Here is a 15,460-nt window from a genome sequence, read left to right on the forward strand (position 1 = left end):
TCTACCCAATATGGAGTTCGCCATGTCCCTTGCGGTGATTCAAATGGTCAGCCAGAGCGATGTGCTGGCCAATCTGGCACAGGCTCGCGGCCTGTTGGAGCGAGCCGCTGCCGGCGGGGCGAAGCTGGCGGTGCTGCCGGAAAACTTCGCCGCCATGGGCCGCCGGGACATGGCCGCCGTCGGGCGTGCCGAAGCCCTGGGCGAAGGTCCGATCCTGCCCTGGTTGAAACAGGCCGCCCGCGACCTCAGGTTATGGATAGTCGCCGGTACCTTGCCGTTGCCACCCCAGGACCAGCCCGAGGCCAAATCCAATGCCTGCTCGCTACTGGTGGATGACCAGGGGCAAGTGGTGGCTCGCTACGACAAGCTGCACCTGTTCGATGTCGACGTGGCGGACAATCGCGGGCGCTATCGCGAATCCGATGACTATGCTCATGGGAACCGGGTGGTGGTGGCGGATACGCCGGTGGGGCGTTTGGGGCTGACAGTCTGCTACGACCTGCGTTTTCCCGAGCTCTACAGCGAATTGCGCGCTGCCGGGGCAGAGCTGATCACCGCACCCTCGGCCTTTACCGCCGTGACCGGGGCCGCCCATTGGGAGGTGCTGGTACGAGCCCGGGCCATCGAGACCCAGTGCTACGTGCTGGCGGCGGCCCAGGGCGGAGTGCACCCCGGCCCCCGCGAGACCTACGGGCATGCGGCGATCGTCGACCCTTGGGGGCGGGTGCTGGCCGAGCAGGAGCAGGGCGAAGGCGTGCTGCTGGCCGAGCGTGACAGCAGCGAACAGGCGTCCATCCGGGCGCGGATGCCGGTGTTCAGCCACCGGCGCATTTTCTCGCAAGGCGTTCAACGGCTTGCATAAGTACGACGAATTTAAGGCCAAAGCATATGAGCGGGTTGTTGTCCTCAGTCAGTGAACATCTTCTAGCCCCTGGCGGCGTGACCATCGAAAGCCTGCAAGGCGTGCTGGGCGACCTGGCAGGTCCGGGCATCGATGCTGCCGACCTGTACTTCCAGGGGCAGATCTCCGAGTCCTGGTCCCTGGAGGACGGGATCGTCAAGGAAGGCAGCTTCAACCTCGACCAGGGTGTCGGGGTGCGCGCCCAGTCCGGCGAGAAGACCGGTTTTGCCTATAGCAACGCCATCACCCTGGAGGCCCTGGGCCAGGCCGCTCGCGCGGCGCGTTCGATTTCCCGGGCCGGGCAGAACGGCAAGGTGCAGGCGTTTTCTACCCAGGACGTGGCACAACTGTATGCCCCGGACAATCCGCTGGAGGTCATCAGTCGTGCCGAGAAGGTCGAACTGCTCAAGCGCGTTGACGCTGCGACCCGAGCCCTGGACCCACGTATCCAGCAGGTCAGCGTGAGCATGGCCGGGGTCTGGGAACGGATCCTGGTGGCTTCCACCGATGGTGGTTTGGCGGCGGACGTACGGCCGCTGGTGCGCTTCAACGTCAGCGTCATCGTCGAGCAGAACGGCCGGCGCGAGCGCGGTGGCCATGGCGGTGGCGGGCGTACCGACTACCGTTATTTCCTCAGCGAGGACCGGGCCATGGGTTACGCCCGCGAGGCGCTGCGCCAGGCGCTGGTCAACCTGGAAGCGATTCCGGCTCCAGCCGGCACCTTGCCCGTGGTACTGGGCTCCGGTTGGTCCGGGGTGCTGCTGCACGAAGCCGTGGGCCACGGCCTGGAGGGCGACTTCAACCGCAAGGGCAGTTCGGCCTACAGCGGCCGGATTGGCGAGATGGTCGCCTCCAAGCTGTGCACCATCGTCGACGACGGCACCCTGGCCGAGCGCCGTGGCTCGCTTAGCGTGGACGATGAAGGCACTCCCACCCAGTGCACCACGTTGATCGAGAACGGCGTGCTCAAGGGCTACATGCAGGACAAGCTCAACGCGCGCTTGATGGGCGTGGCGCGCACCGGCAACGGTCGCCGCGAGTCCTACGCACACCTGCCGATGCCACGCATGACCAACACCTACATGTTGGGTGGCGAAAGCGATCCGGCGGAAATCATCGCCTCGGTGAAGAAGGGCATCTACTGCGCCAACCTCGGCGGCGGCCAGGTGGATATCACCAGCGGCAAGTTCGTGTTCTCCACCAGCGAGGCGTACCTGATCGAGGACGGCAAGATCACCGCGCCGGTCAAGGGGGCGACCCTGATCGGCAATGGCCCGGAAGCCATGAGCCGGGTATCGATGGTGGGCAACGACCTGTCCCTGGACAGTGGCGTCGGCACCTGCGGCAAGGACGGGCAGTCCGTACCGGTAGGCGTCGGCCAGCCAACTTTGAAGATCGATGCGATCACGGTGGGTGGCACAGGGGCGTGATTGGGCAAGGGACGGCTGGGCTGCCTGGGCTGCCTGGGCGGCCCAGCCGGAGCGGCTCAGCGCAGGCCGCGCTGGGTCTCGTCGATGTCGCGGATGTACTTGAAGATCTTGCGGCTGGTGGCAGGGGGCTTGTTATGGGCCACCTCATGCTGGGCCTGGCGGATCAGCGAGCGCAGTTGCTGGCGATCGGCCTCGGGATACTCGCTGACGAACTTGTCCAGCACGTCGTCGCCGCCGGCGATCAGGCGATCGCGCCAACGTTCCAGGTTATGGAAGCGTTCGTTGTACTGCCGGGTGGAGGCATCGAGTTGATCGAGCAACTGCAAGATGGCGTCGATGTCCTGGTCCCGCATCAGCTTGCCGATGAATTGCAAGTGGCGTTTACGGGCGATATGGGCGACATGCTTGGGGGCTTCCGCCAGGGCCCGGCGCAGGGCGTCGGTCAATGGCAGTTTGGCCTGCAGATCGGGTTTGAGAGTGGTAAGGCGCTCGCCGAGATCAACCAGAGCATGCAGCTCGCGTTTGACCTGGGTTTTGCTTTTCTCCCCATCGAGGGAGTCGTCGTAAGAATCAACCATGGTGGCAGTCCGCAAAGAAACGCCGCCATGATAACCAGTCGAGGGCCGCTTGTCCGGCCCGGTCGCTCGCCGGCCTTAATCGAAAGCAGAATTTGAGTGGAGAACACCATGAGTGCAGCACAAAGCGTCGGCCCACAAGCTTTGCCGGCCCTGCAGGAGCAAGTGGAGCAGATCATCGCCGAAGCGCGGCGCCAGGGAGCCAGTGCCTGTGAAGTGGCAGTATCCCTGGAACAGGGACTGTCGACCTCGGTGCGCCAGCGGGAAGTGGAGACCGTGGAGTTCAATCGCGACCAGGGCTTTGGCATCACCCTCTATGTAGGCCAGCGCAAGGGCTCGGCCAGCACCTCCGCCAGTGGTCCGGACGCTATCCGTGAAACCGTGGCCGCGGCCCTGGCGATCGCCAAGCACACTTCCGAGGACGAGGCCTCGGGCCTGGCCGATGCGTCCCTGATGGCTAGCGAGGTGCGGGACTTCGATCTGTTCCATGCCTGGGACATCACTCCCGAGCAGGCCATCGAGCAAGCCCTGGCCTGCGAGGCGGCGGCGTTCGCTGCCGATGCGCGAATCAAGAATGCCGACGGCACTACCCTGAACACCCACCAGGGTTGCCGGGTATATGGCAACAGCCATGGCTTCATCGGTGGCTACGCCTCTACCCGTCATAGCCTGAGCTGCGTGATGATCGCCGAGGCCGATGGCCAGATGCAGCGCGACTACTGGTATGACGTCAATCGCCAGGGCCAGTTGCTGGCGGATCCGGCGAGCATCGGCCAGCGCGCCGCCCAACGTGCCGCCAGTCGCCTGGGCGCTCGCCCGGTGCCTACCTGCGAAGTGCCGGTGCTGTTTTCCGCCGAGTTGGCCGGTGGTCTGTTCGGCAGCTTCCTGGGGGCGATTTCCGGCGGCAACCTGTACCGCAAGTCTTCGTTCCTGGAAGGCGCCCTGGGCCAGCAACTGTTCCCGCAATGGCTGACCATCGACGAGCGTCCGCACCTTCTGCGCGCCATGGGCAGCTCGGCCTTCGATGGCGACGGCCTGGCCACCTACGCCAAGCCTTTCGTCAAGGATGGCGAGTTGGTGTCCTATGTGCTTGGCACCTATTCGGGGCGCAAACTGGGTATGCCGAGCACCGCCAACGCCGGTGGGGTGCACAACCTGTTCGTCACCCATGGCGATGAAGACCATGCCGCCTTGCTGCGGCGCATGGGTCGAGGGCTGCTGGTCACCGAGCTGATGGGCCATGGCCTGAACATGGTCACCGGCGACTATTCCCGCGGTGCCGCCGGTTTCTGGGTCGAGAATGGTGAAATCCAGTTCCCGGTGCAGGAGGTGACCATTGCCGGCAACCTGCGGGACATGTTCAAGCAGATCGTGGCCGTGGGTAATGACTTGGAACTGCGCAGCAACATCCGCACCGGCTCGGTACTGATCGAACGCATGACCGTCGCTGGCAGCTGATCATCGTTTGTGTCTTCAGAACGCGCCGCCCTTTGGGTGGCGCGTTTTTTTATGCCTGGCATTTCCATGGCGGTGCAGGAGCTGGACAAAACCTGTACAAGCCAGATTGATTTGATTCTCAATATCATTTAATAATGAAAATCATTATTCAATGAGCCCAGGTCATGAGTTCTGCCTTGCACGAGCAGCCTTACCTTGAAAGCTGGCGCTGGATGAGCCGCCAGATCCGTTGCGCACTGGACCCGGACGAACCCCGTCTGATCGAGCATTACCTGGCCGAGGGGCGATATCTGGCCTGTTGCACGGCCATATCCGCCTGGACCGTTGCCGAAACCTCCTTCCGTTTGTTGATCGATACCGCGACCGATACCGCGTTGCCCTGGCACTGGCGCAGCTTGTGCCTGGACCAGGCGTGGCGACCTCTGCGCGATATGGAGCGGTTGTCGTTGTGCAAGTGCCGGCTCAAGCGCTGGCAAAGCCATGCCTGGCGACTGGCGACCTGTTCGCTGTTGCCTTCCATTCCCCTGATTGAACTGGTGCAAGGATTTCCCGATGAGTAATACCCGTATCGAACGCGACAGCATGGGCGAGTTGCAGGTCCCGGAGCAGGCGTTGTATGGCGCGCAGACCCAGCGTGCGGTGGATAACTTTCCTATCAGCGGGCAGCGCATGCCGCGGGCTTTCATCCGGGCGCTGATCCTGGCCAAGGCCGCGGCGGCCAGGGCCAACGTCGAGCTGGGCCAGATCAGCCAGTCCCAGGGCAAGGCCATCGTCGATGCCGCCCAGGGGCTGCTGGAAGGCGACTTCATGCAGCACTTCCCGGTGGATGTGTTCCAGACCGGTTCCGGTACCAGCTCCAACATGAATGCCAACGAAGTGCTGGCGACCCTGGCCAGCCGGTTGCTGGGCGAGGTGGTCAACCCCAATGACCATGTGAACTGTGGCCAGAGCAGCAACGACATCATTCCCACCACCATCCATGTCAGTGCCGCCCTGACCTTGCATGAGCAACTGTTGCCAGCCTTGGTGCACCTGGTCGAGGTCATCGAGCGCAAGGCGTTGGAGGTGCACTCGTTCGTCAAGACCGGCCGCACCCACCTGATGGATGCCATGCCGGTACGCATGAGCCAGGTGCTGGAGGGCTGGGCACAGCAGCTCAAGGCCAACATCGCGCATCTGCAGGATTTGCTGCCGAGCCTGCAGGCCCTGGCCCAGGGGGGGACTGCGGTAGGTACGGGAATCAACGCGCATCCGGAGTTCGCCGCGCGTTTCAGCCGGCAACTGAGCGAGCTGACCCAGGTGCAGTTCACCCCTGGCAAGAACCTGTTCGCCCTGATCGGCTCCCAGGACACCGCGGTAACCGTCTCCGGGCAACTGAAGGCAACGGCGGTTTCGCTGATGAAGATCGCCAACGACTTGCGTTGGATGAACTCGGGACCACTGGCCGGATTGGGGGAGATCGAGCTGGAGGGCTTGCAACCTGGTTCGTCGATCATGCCTGGCAAGGTCAATCCGGTGATTCCGGAGGCGACAGCGATGGTGGCGGCCCAGGTGATCGGCAACGACAGCGCCATTACCGTGGCCGGGCAGTCGGGTAACTTCGAGCTCAACGTAATGCTGCCGATCATTGCCCAGAACCTGCTGAGCAGTATCGAGTTGCTGGCCAACTCCAGCCGCCTGCTGGCAGACAAGGCCATCGCCAGCTTCAAGGTCAATGAAGCGAAGCTCAAGGAAGCGCTCTCGCGCAACCCGATCCTGGTGACCGCCCTCAACCCGATCATCGGTTACCAGAAGGCCGCGGAGATCGCCAAGACCGCCTACAAGCAGGGGCGTCCGGTGATCGATGTGGCACTTGAACACACCGATCTGTCGCGCAGCCAGCTGGAGGTCCTGTTGGATCCGGAGAAGCTCACCGCAGGTGGCGTGTAACCCCCGTTAGCGCTTTGGAGGTCGATCATGGAGCACTGGAAACGCACGATTGAAAGGGCCAATCGCCTGTTCATGCAGGATGAGCTGGTGGATGCCCGTGAGTTCTACCTGCAAGCGCTGGCATTGGCCCAGGTGCTGTTCGAGCGCTGGCCTGATGCCGACGAAGCGGTGGCGGCCTGCGTGATCTCCCACCACAACCTGGCGGACCTGCATTTACGCCTGAACCAGCCGGAGGAGAGCGCGGAATATCTCTGCGCTATCCACCAGCGGTTGTTGCAGACCATGCAAGACAACCGCTTGCCCCTGGCGCTGCGTGAAGCGGCCTTGCGCCAAAGCAGCAAGACCTACCTCGAGCTGCTCAATTTCATCGGTGAGCACGGCGCATATCCCCGTTCCCACCGCTTGCTGGACAACAACATTGAGTGCCTGTCTGCGGATAGGCACGGCAGCCCCTCTCATGGAGTGCACTGACATGTCCTTTACCTTGCCTGTTCTGCCGTATGCATACGATGCCCTGGAACCGCATATCGATGCGCAGACCATGGAAATCCACTACACCAAGCACCACCAGACCTACGTCAACAACCTCAACGCGGCGATAGAAGGTACCGAATGGGCCGAGTGGGGGGTGGAGAGACTGGTGGCGAGCATCCAGCAGTTGCCGGAGGGGTTGCGTGCCGCGGTGATCAACCAGGGCGGCGGGCACGCGAACCATTCGCTGTTCTGGGCGGTGATGACGCCTGCTGGCGGGGGCAAGCCCGATGGCGCACTGGCACAGGCCATTGACCGGCATTTGGGTGGGTTCGAGAGCTTCAAGGAGGCTTTCACCAAGGCCGCGCTGACCCGTTTTGGCAGCGGCTGGGCCTGGCTCAGCGTGACTCCGGAGAAAACCCTGGTAGTGGAGAGCAGTGGTAACCAGGACAGTCCGCTGATGAATGGCAATACACCGATTCTTGGCCTGGATGTGTGGGAACACGCCTACTACCTGCGCTACCAGAATCGCCGGCCCGAATACATCAATGCCTTCTATAACGTGATCAATTGGCCAGAAGTCGCCCAGCGTTACCACGCCGCGATGGCCTGATTTTTCCTTGGATAATAAATAAGGTCGACTATGGGCACAGAGACATTGGCGATCAGCAGCGGACGGATGTTTCGTTATGCCTTCGGTTCGCTGCTGCTGTTGGCGGGTACCGCATTGCTGGTGGCTCAGGGGCTCAACTGGCTGAACCTGGAACCGCGTTTGTTGCGTGCCTTGCAGGGCGGCGCGATCTGCGCCTTGGGCACTGCGCTGGGAGCGGTGCCGGTGCTGGTGATCCGCAAGATGCCGATCGCGGTGAGTGATACCTTGCTTGGCTTTGGCGCCGGAGTGATGTTGGCGGCGACGGCGTTTTCGCTGATCGTGCCGGGCATCGCAGCGGCCCAGGAGCTGGGACTGTCGGCCTGGGGCGCCAGTGGCCTGGTCTGTACCGGGATCATGCTGGGTGCCCTCGGCCTGTTCCTGGTGGACCTGAAGATTTCCGGCGGCAGTTCGGAGACCCTGGTGGGCACGCCGGAGCATCCAGTCATCGCACCGCGGATCTGGTTATTCGTCTTCGCCATCATTGCCCACAACATTCCCGAAGGCATGGCGGTCGGAGTGTCGGCCGGCGGCGGCATGGCCGATGCGGATAGCCTGGCCATGGGTATCGCGCTGCAGGATGTGCCGGAAGGGCTGGTGATCGCTCTGGTGTTGGCAGGTGCTGGAATGTCGCGAGTCAGGGCGTTCCTGATCGGCGCTGCTTCTGGCCTGGTAGAGCCAGTGTTCGCCCTGCTTTGTGCCTGGCTGGTGAGCTTGGCACAGGTGCTGTTGCCTTTGGGGTTGGCCCTGGCGGCCGGAGCCATGCTGTTGGTGGTGACTCATGAGGTGATCCCCGAGTCCCGGCGCAATGGTCACGAAAAGCTTGCCAGTCTTGGCTTGTGTATCGGCTTCTGCCTGATGATGGTAATGGACACGGCACTCTCCTGAGTGCCGGCTGGGCATTTCCCGGGCAGGCTTACTCGCCTTCGTCGAAGTAGTTGTTGATCAAGGCGACCAGGGCATCCAGCGCTTGCTGTTCCTGTTCGCCCTCGGTCTTGAGATGGATCTTGGTGCCCTTGCCGGCGGCGAGCATCATCATGGCCATGATGCTCTTACCATCGACCATGGATTCCGGCGTCCGGCCAGCGCGAATCTGGCAGGGGAACTGGCCGGCGACGCCGACGAACTTGGCTGAAGCGCGGGCATGCAGGCCCAGTTTGTTGATGATCTCGATTTCCAGAGCTGGCATCGCGGGGTAGATCCTTTCAGCTAAGGTCGCGGTGGCGAACCTGGACGTTCTTCAGGGATTTTTGCAGGACCTGGCCCAGGCGCTCGGTCAGGTACACGGAACGATGGTGCCCGCCGGTACAGCCGATGGCGATGGTCACGTAGGCGCGGTTGCTGGCGGCGAAGCGTGGCAACCACTTGAGCAGGTAGCTGGAGATGTCCTGGAACATCTCTTCGACATCCGGTTGCGCAGCCAGGTATTCGGCCACGGGAGCGTCCAGTCCGGATTGGGCGCGCAGTTCGGGTTTCCAGTACGGGTTGGGCAGGCAACGCACATCGAACACCAGGTCGGCGTCCACCGGCATGCCACGCTTGAATCCGAAAGATTCCACCAGGAAGGCAGTGCCTGGCTCGGGCTGGTTCAACAGCCGCAGCTTGATGGTATCCCGCAGTTGGTAGAGATTGAGGTTGGTGGTGTTGACCTTGAGGTCGGCCAGGTCGACGATCGGCCCCAATAGTTGGGTCTCGTCATGGATGGCCTCGGCCAGCGAGCGGTTGGCGCTGCTCAAGGGATGGCGCCGGCGGGTTTCCGAAAAGCGCTTGAGCAGGGTTTCCTCGTCGGCGTCCAGGTACAGCACATCGCACTGGATGTGCCGGCTGCGAACCTCTTCCAGCAGCTCCGGAAAGCGCGACAGGTGGCTTGGCAGGTTGCGGGCGTCGATGGACACCGCCACCAGCGGTTGCGCCAACTCGGTATGGATCAACGCGCGTTCGGCCAGCTCGGGCAGCAGGCCGGCTGGCAGGTTGTCGATGCAGTAGTAGCCGTGGTCCTCCAGAACATCGAGGGCGGTGCTTTTACCTGAGCCGGAACGGCCGCTGACGATGATCAAACGCATGGTTACCGACCGTTCTGTTCGTCCAGCACGACCTGGTACAAGGCTTCGTTGCTGGTGGCGCTGCGCAGCCGCTCACGAACTTCCTTGCGATCGAGCATGCTGGCGATCTGACGCAGCAGTTCCAGGTGCGCGTCGGTGGCGGCCTCCGGGACCAGCAGTACGAATAGCAGGTCCACGGGAGCGCCGTCGATGGCATCGAAGTCGATCGGAGCGTCCAGGTGCATCAGCGCGCTGATGGGGGACTCGCAGCCTTTGAGGCGGCAGTGGGGAATAGCGATGCCGTTGCCGAACCCGGTGGAGCCGAGTTTCTCGCGGGCGATCAGGCTCTCGAATACGTCCTGCATCTCCAGATCAGGCACTTCACGGCTGATCAGGTTGGCAATTTGTTCGAGGGCGCGTTTTTTACTGCCGCCCGGCACGTTCACCAGGGAACGGCCGGGGGTCAGGATGCTTTCAAGTCGGATCATGGGAGGGGAGTATCAGCGACCCGTGCCTTGGAGAAGGTGGAGTTGCTTTTCCTTATGCTTTTTCAGTTGGCGGTCAAGCTTGTCCGTGAGCAGGTCGATTGCGGCATACATATCGTCATGTTCTGCATTGGCGACGACCTCCCCACCGTGGATGTGCAGGGTCGCCTCGATTTTCTGCTTCAGCTTCTCGACGGCCATGGTGACCTGCACATTGGTGATCTTGTCGAAATGGCGTTCCAGTCGGTCGAGCTTCTCGCCGATGTAGACGCGCAGAGGTTCAGTCACTTCGAGTTGGTGTCCACTGATGTTGACTTGCATACAGCTTCTCCTTCGTTGCCAGTGCATAACGCGGCAGGCCGTTTTGCCTGCCACCTAGACTGTGTCTGAAACCAGCCTGCACATCGATCGGGCTACCTTGCCCGGTCATCGCTCGGCGGGTTTCAAGCACACTCCGAAACGCTGTGGCCAGCCCGGCGGCTACATCAACCGCTTGCGTTCGCTGGAAGGCGCGATCCCAAGGGATTCGCGGTACTTGGCGACGGTCCGGCGGGCTACCTGGATACCTTGTGCCTCCAGTAAACCAGCGATCTTGCTGTCACTCAACGGCTTTTTCTGATTTTCCGCAGCCACCAGTTTCTTGATGATCGCGCGGATCGCCGTGGACGAGCATTCACCGCCTTCGGAGGTGCTGACGTGGCTCGAGAAAAAGTATTTCAGCTCATATATGCCCCGTGGGGTATGCATGAATTTCTGCGTGGTCACCCGGGAAATCGTCGACTCGTGCATGCCCACCGCTTCGGCGATATCGTGCAGGACCAGGGGCTTCATCGCTTCGTCGCCGTACTCGAGGAATCCGCGTTGGTGCTCGACGATCTGGGTGGCGACCTTCATCAGGGTTTCATTGCGGCTCTGCAGGCTCTTGATGAACCAGCGGGCTTCCTGCAACTGGTTGCGCATGAAGGTGTTGTCCGCACTGGTATCGGCGCGGCGCACGAACCCGGCGTACTGGGCGTTGACCCGCAGGCGTGGCACGGATTCCTGGTTCAGCTCCACCAGCCAGCGTTCGTTGTCCTTGCGCACGATGACGTCAGGAACCACGTACTCGGCTTCGCTGGACTCGATCTGCGAACCCGGGCGCGGGTTGAGGCTCTGGACCAGTTCGATGACCTGGCGCAGTTCGTCTTCCTTGAGCTTCATGCGGCGCATCAGTTGGCTGTAGTCGCGGCTGCCCAGCAGGTCGATGTAGTCGTTGACCAGGCGCTGGGCCTCGGCCAGCCAAGGGGTTCTCGCCGGCAACTGGCGCAGTTGCAGCAGCAGGCATTCGCCCAGGCTGCGGGCGCCGATGCCGGCCGGCTCGAATTGCTGGATGCGATGCAGCACGGCCTCGACCTCATCCAGCTCGATATCCAGCTCGGGGTCGAAGGCTTCGAGAATCTCTTCCAGGGTTTCGTCCAGGTAGCCCTGGTTGTTGATGCAGTCGATCAGGGTCACTGCGATCAGGCGGTCGGTGTCCGACATCGGGGCCAGGTTCAGCTGCCAGAGCAGGTGGCTCTGCAGGCTTTCGCCAGCCGAGGTGCGGGTGGTGAAGTCCCACTCGTCATCATCGCTGCTGGGCAGGCTGCTGGCGCTGGTCTGGTACACATCTTCCCAGGCGGTATCCACCGGCAGCTCGTTGGGGATGCGTTCGTTCCATTCGCCGTCCTCGAGACTGTCCACCGTCTGGGTGGTTTCCTGGTAGGAGGGTTCCTGGATCTCGGTGTTGGGTTTGGACTCGGTGTTGTCGGCCAGGGGGTCGCTGTTGTCGAAGTCGTCGCCGTCTTCCTGGCGTTCGAGCATCGGGTTGGACTCCAGGGCTTCCTGGATTTCCTGTTGCAGGTCCAGGGTCGACAGTTGGAGCAGGCGGATGGCCTGTTGCAGCTGCGGTGTCATCGTCAGCTGCTGGCCCATTCTCAGGACTAGCGATGGTTTCATGGCAGGGGCTTAACACCTTAATTGCCGGCGCACATGCGCCATCCACTACAGGGCGCCGGAGCGCCAAACATAAGCAAATTATATGCCTGAAACTGAAGTGTTTGCCTAGAGCGCTGTAACAATAAAGTTTGTGGGGTTTTATCGTTCCCAGCGCCCAGGCAATGGGTCCAGCACCTCAGCCCTTACAGGCGGAACTCATGGCCCAGGTAGACTTCCTTGACCAGTTCGTTGGCCAGGATGGTCTGGGAGTCGCCTTCGGCGATCAGTTGTCCGTCGTTGACGATATAGGCGGTCTCACAGATGTCCAGGGTTTCGCGGACGTTGTGGTCGGTGATCAGCACGCCGATCCCCTTGGCCTTGAGGTGGTGGATGATCTGCTTGATGTCGCCGACCGAGATCGGGTCCACGCCAGCGAAAGGTTCGTCCAGCAGGATGAACTTGGGGGCGGTAGCCAGGGCGCGGGCGATTTCCACGCGACGGCGCTCACCACCGGACAGGCTCATGCCGAGGTTGTCGCGGATGTGGTTGATGTGGAATTCCTGCAGCAGGCTTTCCAGCTCCTGGCGGCGGCCGGCCTTGTCCAGCTCCTTGCGGGTCTCGAGGATGGCCATGATGTTGTCGGCCACCGACAGCTTGCGGAAGATCGAGGCTTCCTGGGGCAGGTAGCCGATACCGGCACGGGCGCGGCCGTGCATCGGCTGGTGGCTGACGTCCAGGTCGTCGATCAGGACTCGGCCCTGATCGGCTTGGACCAGGCCCACGATCATGTAGAAGCAGGTGGTCTTGCCGGCACCGTTGGGGCCAAGCAGGCCGACGATCTGGCCGCTGTCGATGGACAGGCTGACATCACGTACGACCTGGCGGCTCTTGTAGCTCTTGGCCAGGTGCTGGGCTTTGAGAGTTGCCATTACTGGGCCTTTTGCTCGTCGGTTTTCTTTTTCGGCTGGATGACCATGTCGATTCGCGGACGTGGCGCGGTAACCGAGCTGCCGTTGGCGCGACCGGCGTTGGCCACTTGCTTGACGGTGTCGTAGACGATCTTCTCGCCTTCGGTAGTGTTGCCGTCGTTGATGACCTTGGCCTTGTCGATCAGCACGATGCGGTTTTGCTGGGCATGGTACTGGATGGTCACGGCATAGGCCTGGACCGGCTTCGGATCGGTCTGCTTCTGCAGTTGCTCGAAGTAGGCCAGGTTGCCCACCGAGGTCACTACGTCGATTTCACCGGTTTTGGCCCGGGTGATGGTCACGGTGTTGCCGGTGATCTTCATCGAGCCCTGGGTGATGATTACGTCGCCCTTGTAGGTGGCCACGCCATTCTTGTCGTCGAGCTGGGCGTCATCGGCCTGGATACGGATCGGCTGTTGGCTATCGTTCGGCAGAGCCCAGGCGCTCACGCTTCCCAGTGCTGCGCCCAGACTGAGCAAAATAGGGAGGGTTTTAACGAGCCTCATACTGTCCTCTTACGTTCGATAGCAGGTTCATCCTGCCGTCTTTCAAATACGCTTTCATTCCCTTGGCAGTGGTCACGCCGTCGGCGCCGTCGATTCTAACGGCTTGCTCGGTCTGCGCATATTGCTTCTGCGGGAATACTGTCATGCGGCTGGTGGTGATCAGCAGGTTGCGATTTCTCTCGTCGGTTCGGGCCACGCGGACGGAGTCGATCAGCTCGACTTCGGTGCCATCGGGGTTGACCTCGCCACGCTCGCTCTGGACATGCCACGGATAGGTGGTGCCGCGATACATCTGCAGGTCAGGCTTGGTCAGCAGGGTCACTTCGCTGGCCTTGACGTGCTCGACCTTGTCCGAGGTCATCTCGTACTGCAGCTTGCCATCGGGCAGGTACTGCACGCTGTGGGCGTTGATCACGAAATAGTCGATGGCGCTTTCATCGACCTGCACCACTGGCTTGTCGAGAAACCGCTCAGGGCTGATGTTCCAGTAACCGACCGCCGCGAACAGCAGGGCGATGGTCCCGAAGATCAGGATGTTGCGAATCTTTTTGCTCAGCATCGGTGGGACCCTATAAATAAGCAGCGTTGGCTGCTTCGAGGCGGTCCTGGGCATGCAGGATCAGTTCGCAGAACTCGCGGGCAGCGCCTTCGCCGCCCCGTGCCGTTGTAGTGCCGTGGGCATGCTCGCGGACGAACGGGGCCGCGTTGGCGACCGCCATGCCCAGGCCGACGCGGCGGATCACCGGCAGGTCGGGCAGGTCATCGCCCAGATAGGCGACCTGTTCATAGCTTAGGCCCAGTTGGGCGAGAAGCCCGTCCAATACCACCAGTTTGTCTTCGCGGCCCTGGTACAGGTGAGGGATTCCCAGGTTCTTGGCCCGGCGCTCCACTACTGGCGTCTTGCGACCGCTGATGATGGCGGTTTGTACTCCGGCTGCCATGAGCATCTTGATGCCCTGGCCGTCGAGAGTGTTGAAGGTCTTGAATTCGCTGCCATCCTCGAGGAAGTACAGGCGCCCGTCGGTCAGCACGCCATCGACGTCGAAGACCGCCAGCTTGATGTGCTTGCCGCGTTGCAGCAGGTCGTCGTTCATTTACATCACTCCCGCGCGCAGCAGGTCGGACAGGTTGAAGGCGCCGATCGGGCGATCCTCGTTATCCACCACGATCAGTGCGTTGATTCGATTGTCTTCCATGATCTTCAAGGCTTCGGCTGCCAGCATTTCGGCGCGTGCGGTCTTGCCGCGCAGGGTCATGACTTCATCGATGGTGGTGTGATGGATGTCGATGTTGCGGTCCAGGGTGCGGCGCAAGTCGCCGTCGGTGAAGACCCCGGCCAGGCGCCCGTCGGCCTCGGCGATAGCGGTCATGCCCAGGCCCTTGCGGCTCATCTCCATCAGGGCGTCCTTGAGCAGGGTGCCGCGCTGGACCTGGGGCAGCTGTTCGCCGGCATGCATGATGTTTTCGACCTTCAGCAGCAGGCGACGCCCCAGTGCACCACCAGGGTGGGAGAAGGCGAAGTCTTCGGCGGTGAAGCCGCGCGCCTCCAGCAGCGCCACGGCCAGGGCATCGCCCATGACCAGGGCGGCGGTGGTCGAGGAGGTCGGTGCCAGGTTCAGCGGGCAGGCCTCATGTTCGATATGGGCGTTGAGGTTGACGTCGGCGGCTTTGGCCAGCGGTGAATCAGGGTTGCCGGTAATACTGATCAGTTGGATGCCCAAGCGCTTGATCAGTGGCAGCAGGGTCACGATTTCATTGGTGGAGCCGGAGTTGGAGAGGGCGAGGATCACATCGTCGCGGGTGATCATGCCCATGTCGCCATGGCTGGCTTCGGCCGGGTGGACGAAGAACGCCGTGGTGCCGGTGCTGGCCAGGGTGGCGGCGATCTTGTTGCCGATATGCCCGGACTTGCCCATGCCGACCACTACTACTCGACCTTTGCTGGCCAGAATCATCTCGCAAGCACGAACGAAATCTGCGTCGATATGGGGCAGCAAGCTCTCTACTGCCTGGATTTCGAGGCGAATTGTGCGTTGTGCCGATTGAATCAGGTCGCTGGATTGACTCATGTCTGAAATCGTATAGCCCGATGA

General features: G+C 62.0%; 19 protein-coding genes. 8 read left to right on the forward strand and 11 right to left on the reverse strand.

Going from position 1 to position 15,460, the window contains the following annotated elements; translation table 11 throughout:
- Positions 1-22: 22 nt before the first annotated feature.
- The gene (locus GDH07_RS27650) at positions 23-862 is read left to right on the forward strand and encodes a carbon-nitrogen hydrolase family protein (RefSeq protein WP_152896642.1); all 840 of its coding nucleotides are present in this window, start codon (positions 23-25) and stop codon (positions 860-862) included.
- Positions 863-888: 26 nt separating this feature from the next.
- The gene (gene tldD, locus GDH07_RS27655; protein ID WP_031320895.1) at positions 889-2,331 is read left to right on the forward strand and encodes a metalloprotease TldD; all 1,443 of its coding nucleotides are present in this window, start codon (positions 889-891) and stop codon (positions 2,329-2,331) included.
- A gap of 56 nt (positions 2,332-2,387) precedes the next feature.
- Here tldD and yjgA read toward each other — a convergent pair whose 3' ends face one another.
- Positions 2,388-2,909 (reverse strand): ribosome biogenesis factor YjgA, encoded by a 522-nt coding sequence (gene yjgA / locus GDH07_RS27660; RefSeq protein WP_022642316.1) that lies wholly within the window; start codon positions 2,907-2,909, stop codon positions 2,388-2,390.
- A gap of 108 nt (positions 2,910-3,017) precedes the next feature.
- Between yjgA and pmbA the strand changes: the two genes are divergently transcribed.
- From pmbA to GDH07_RS27690, 6 genes are all read left to right on the forward strand, one after another.
- A complete protein-coding gene (gene pmbA / locus GDH07_RS27665) occupies positions 3,018-4,364 on the forward strand; it encodes a metalloprotease PmbA (RefSeq protein ID WP_152896643.1) in 1,347 nt (448 codons plus the stop codon).
- Between the two features lie 164 nt (positions 4,365-4,528).
- The gene (locus GDH07_RS27670) at positions 4,529-4,924 is read left to right on the forward strand and encodes a hypothetical protein (RefSeq protein ID WP_053134134.1); all 396 of its coding nucleotides are present in this window, start codon (positions 4,529-4,531) and stop codon (positions 4,922-4,924) included.
- The gene (locus GDH07_RS27675) at positions 4,917-6,293 is read left to right on the forward strand and encodes a class II fumarate hydratase (protein ID WP_022642319.1); all 1,377 of its coding nucleotides are present in this window, start codon (positions 4,917-4,919) and stop codon (positions 6,291-6,293) included. The genes GDH07_RS27670 and GDH07_RS27675 overlap by 8 nt, the downstream gene beginning before the upstream one ends.
- 27 nt (positions 6,294-6,320) lie before the next feature.
- Positions 6,321-6,764, forward strand: coding sequence for a hypothetical protein (locus GDH07_RS27680; RefSeq protein WP_022642320.1), 444 nt, complete (start codon positions 6,321-6,323; stop codon positions 6,762-6,764).
- A 1-nt stretch (position 6,765) separates the two neighbouring features.
- Positions 6,766-7,377, forward strand: coding sequence for a superoxide dismutase (locus tag GDH07_RS27685; protein WP_152896644.1), 612 nt, complete (start codon positions 6,766-6,768; stop codon positions 7,375-7,377).
- 30 nt (positions 7,378-7,407) lie between these two features.
- A complete protein-coding gene (locus GDH07_RS27690) occupies positions 7,408-8,301 on the forward strand; it encodes a ZIP family metal transporter (RefSeq protein WP_031320901.1) in 894 nt (297 codons plus the stop codon).
- 28 nt (positions 8,302-8,329) lie between these two features.
- Here the strand turns inward: GDH07_RS27690 and GDH07_RS27695 are convergent, their stop codons facing one another.
- The 10 genes from GDH07_RS27695 to GDH07_RS27740 all read right to left on the reverse strand — a co-directional run bounded on the left by GDH07_RS27695 (position 8,330) and on the right by GDH07_RS27740 (position 15,436).
- Entirely contained in the window at positions 8,330-8,602 is a 273-nt protein-coding gene (locus GDH07_RS27695; RefSeq protein WP_022642323.1) for an HPr family phosphocarrier protein, read from the reverse strand.
- Between the two features lie 16 nt (positions 8,603-8,618).
- Positions 8,619-9,476 carry an RNase adapter RapZ gene (gene rapZ, locus GDH07_RS27700; protein WP_011059266.1) on the reverse strand — a complete coding sequence of 286 codons (858 nt, stop codon included), beginning with the start codon at positions 9,474-9,476 and terminating at the stop codon, positions 8,619-8,621.
- Positions 9,477-9,478: 2 nt separating this feature from the next.
- Positions 9,479-9,943: a PTS IIA-like nitrogen regulatory protein PtsN gene (gene ptsN / locus GDH07_RS27705; protein WP_022642324.1), complete on the reverse strand. Its 465-nt coding sequence runs from the start codon at positions 9,941-9,943 to the stop codon at positions 9,479-9,481.
- Between the two features lie 12 nt (positions 9,944-9,955).
- Complete coding sequence (gene hpf / locus GDH07_RS27710; RefSeq protein ID WP_011059268.1) at positions 9,956-10,261, reverse strand: ribosome hibernation-promoting factor, HPF/YfiA family; 306 nt, start codon at positions 10,259-10,261, stop codon at positions 9,956-9,958.
- A gap of 159 nt (positions 10,262-10,420) precedes the next feature.
- Positions 10,421-11,914, reverse strand: a complete 1,494-nt coding sequence (locus tag GDH07_RS27715) for an RNA polymerase factor sigma-54 (protein ID WP_152896645.1) — start codon at positions 11,912-11,914, stop codon at positions 10,421-10,423.
- A gap of 182 nt (positions 11,915-12,096) precedes the next feature.
- Positions 12,097-12,822: an LPS export ABC transporter ATP-binding protein gene (gene lptB / locus GDH07_RS27720; RefSeq protein ID WP_022642325.1), complete on the reverse strand. Its 726-nt coding sequence runs from the start codon at positions 12,820-12,822 to the stop codon at positions 12,097-12,099.
- A complete protein-coding gene (gene lptA, locus GDH07_RS27725; protein ID WP_053134140.1) occupies positions 12,822-13,367 on the reverse strand; it encodes a lipopolysaccharide transport periplasmic protein LptA in 546 nt (181 codons plus the stop codon). Before lptA ends, lptB begins: the two co-directional genes overlap by 1 nt.
- Positions 13,354-13,926, reverse strand: coding sequence for an LPS export ABC transporter periplasmic protein LptC (gene lptC, locus GDH07_RS27730; RefSeq protein WP_085596309.1), 573 nt, complete (start codon positions 13,924-13,926; stop codon positions 13,354-13,356). The genes lptA and lptC overlap by 14 nt, the downstream gene beginning before the upstream one ends.
- 10 nt (positions 13,927-13,936) lie before the next feature.
- Entirely contained in the window at positions 13,937-14,461 is a 525-nt protein-coding gene (locus tag GDH07_RS27735; protein ID WP_022642327.1) for a KdsC family phosphatase, read from the reverse strand.
- Positions 14,462-15,436 carry a KpsF/GutQ family sugar-phosphate isomerase gene (locus GDH07_RS27740; RefSeq protein WP_031320905.1) on the reverse strand — a complete coding sequence of 325 codons (975 nt, stop codon included), beginning with the start codon at positions 15,434-15,436 and terminating at the stop codon, positions 14,462-14,464. It abuts the gene before it with no gap.
- Between the last annotated feature and the right edge of the window lie 24 nt (positions 15,437-15,460).

Source organism: Pseudomonas piscis, from assembly GCF_009380155.1.
Taxonomy (GTDB): Bacteria; Pseudomonadota; Gammaproteobacteria; order Pseudomonadales; family Pseudomonadaceae; genus Aquipseudomonas; species Aquipseudomonas piscis.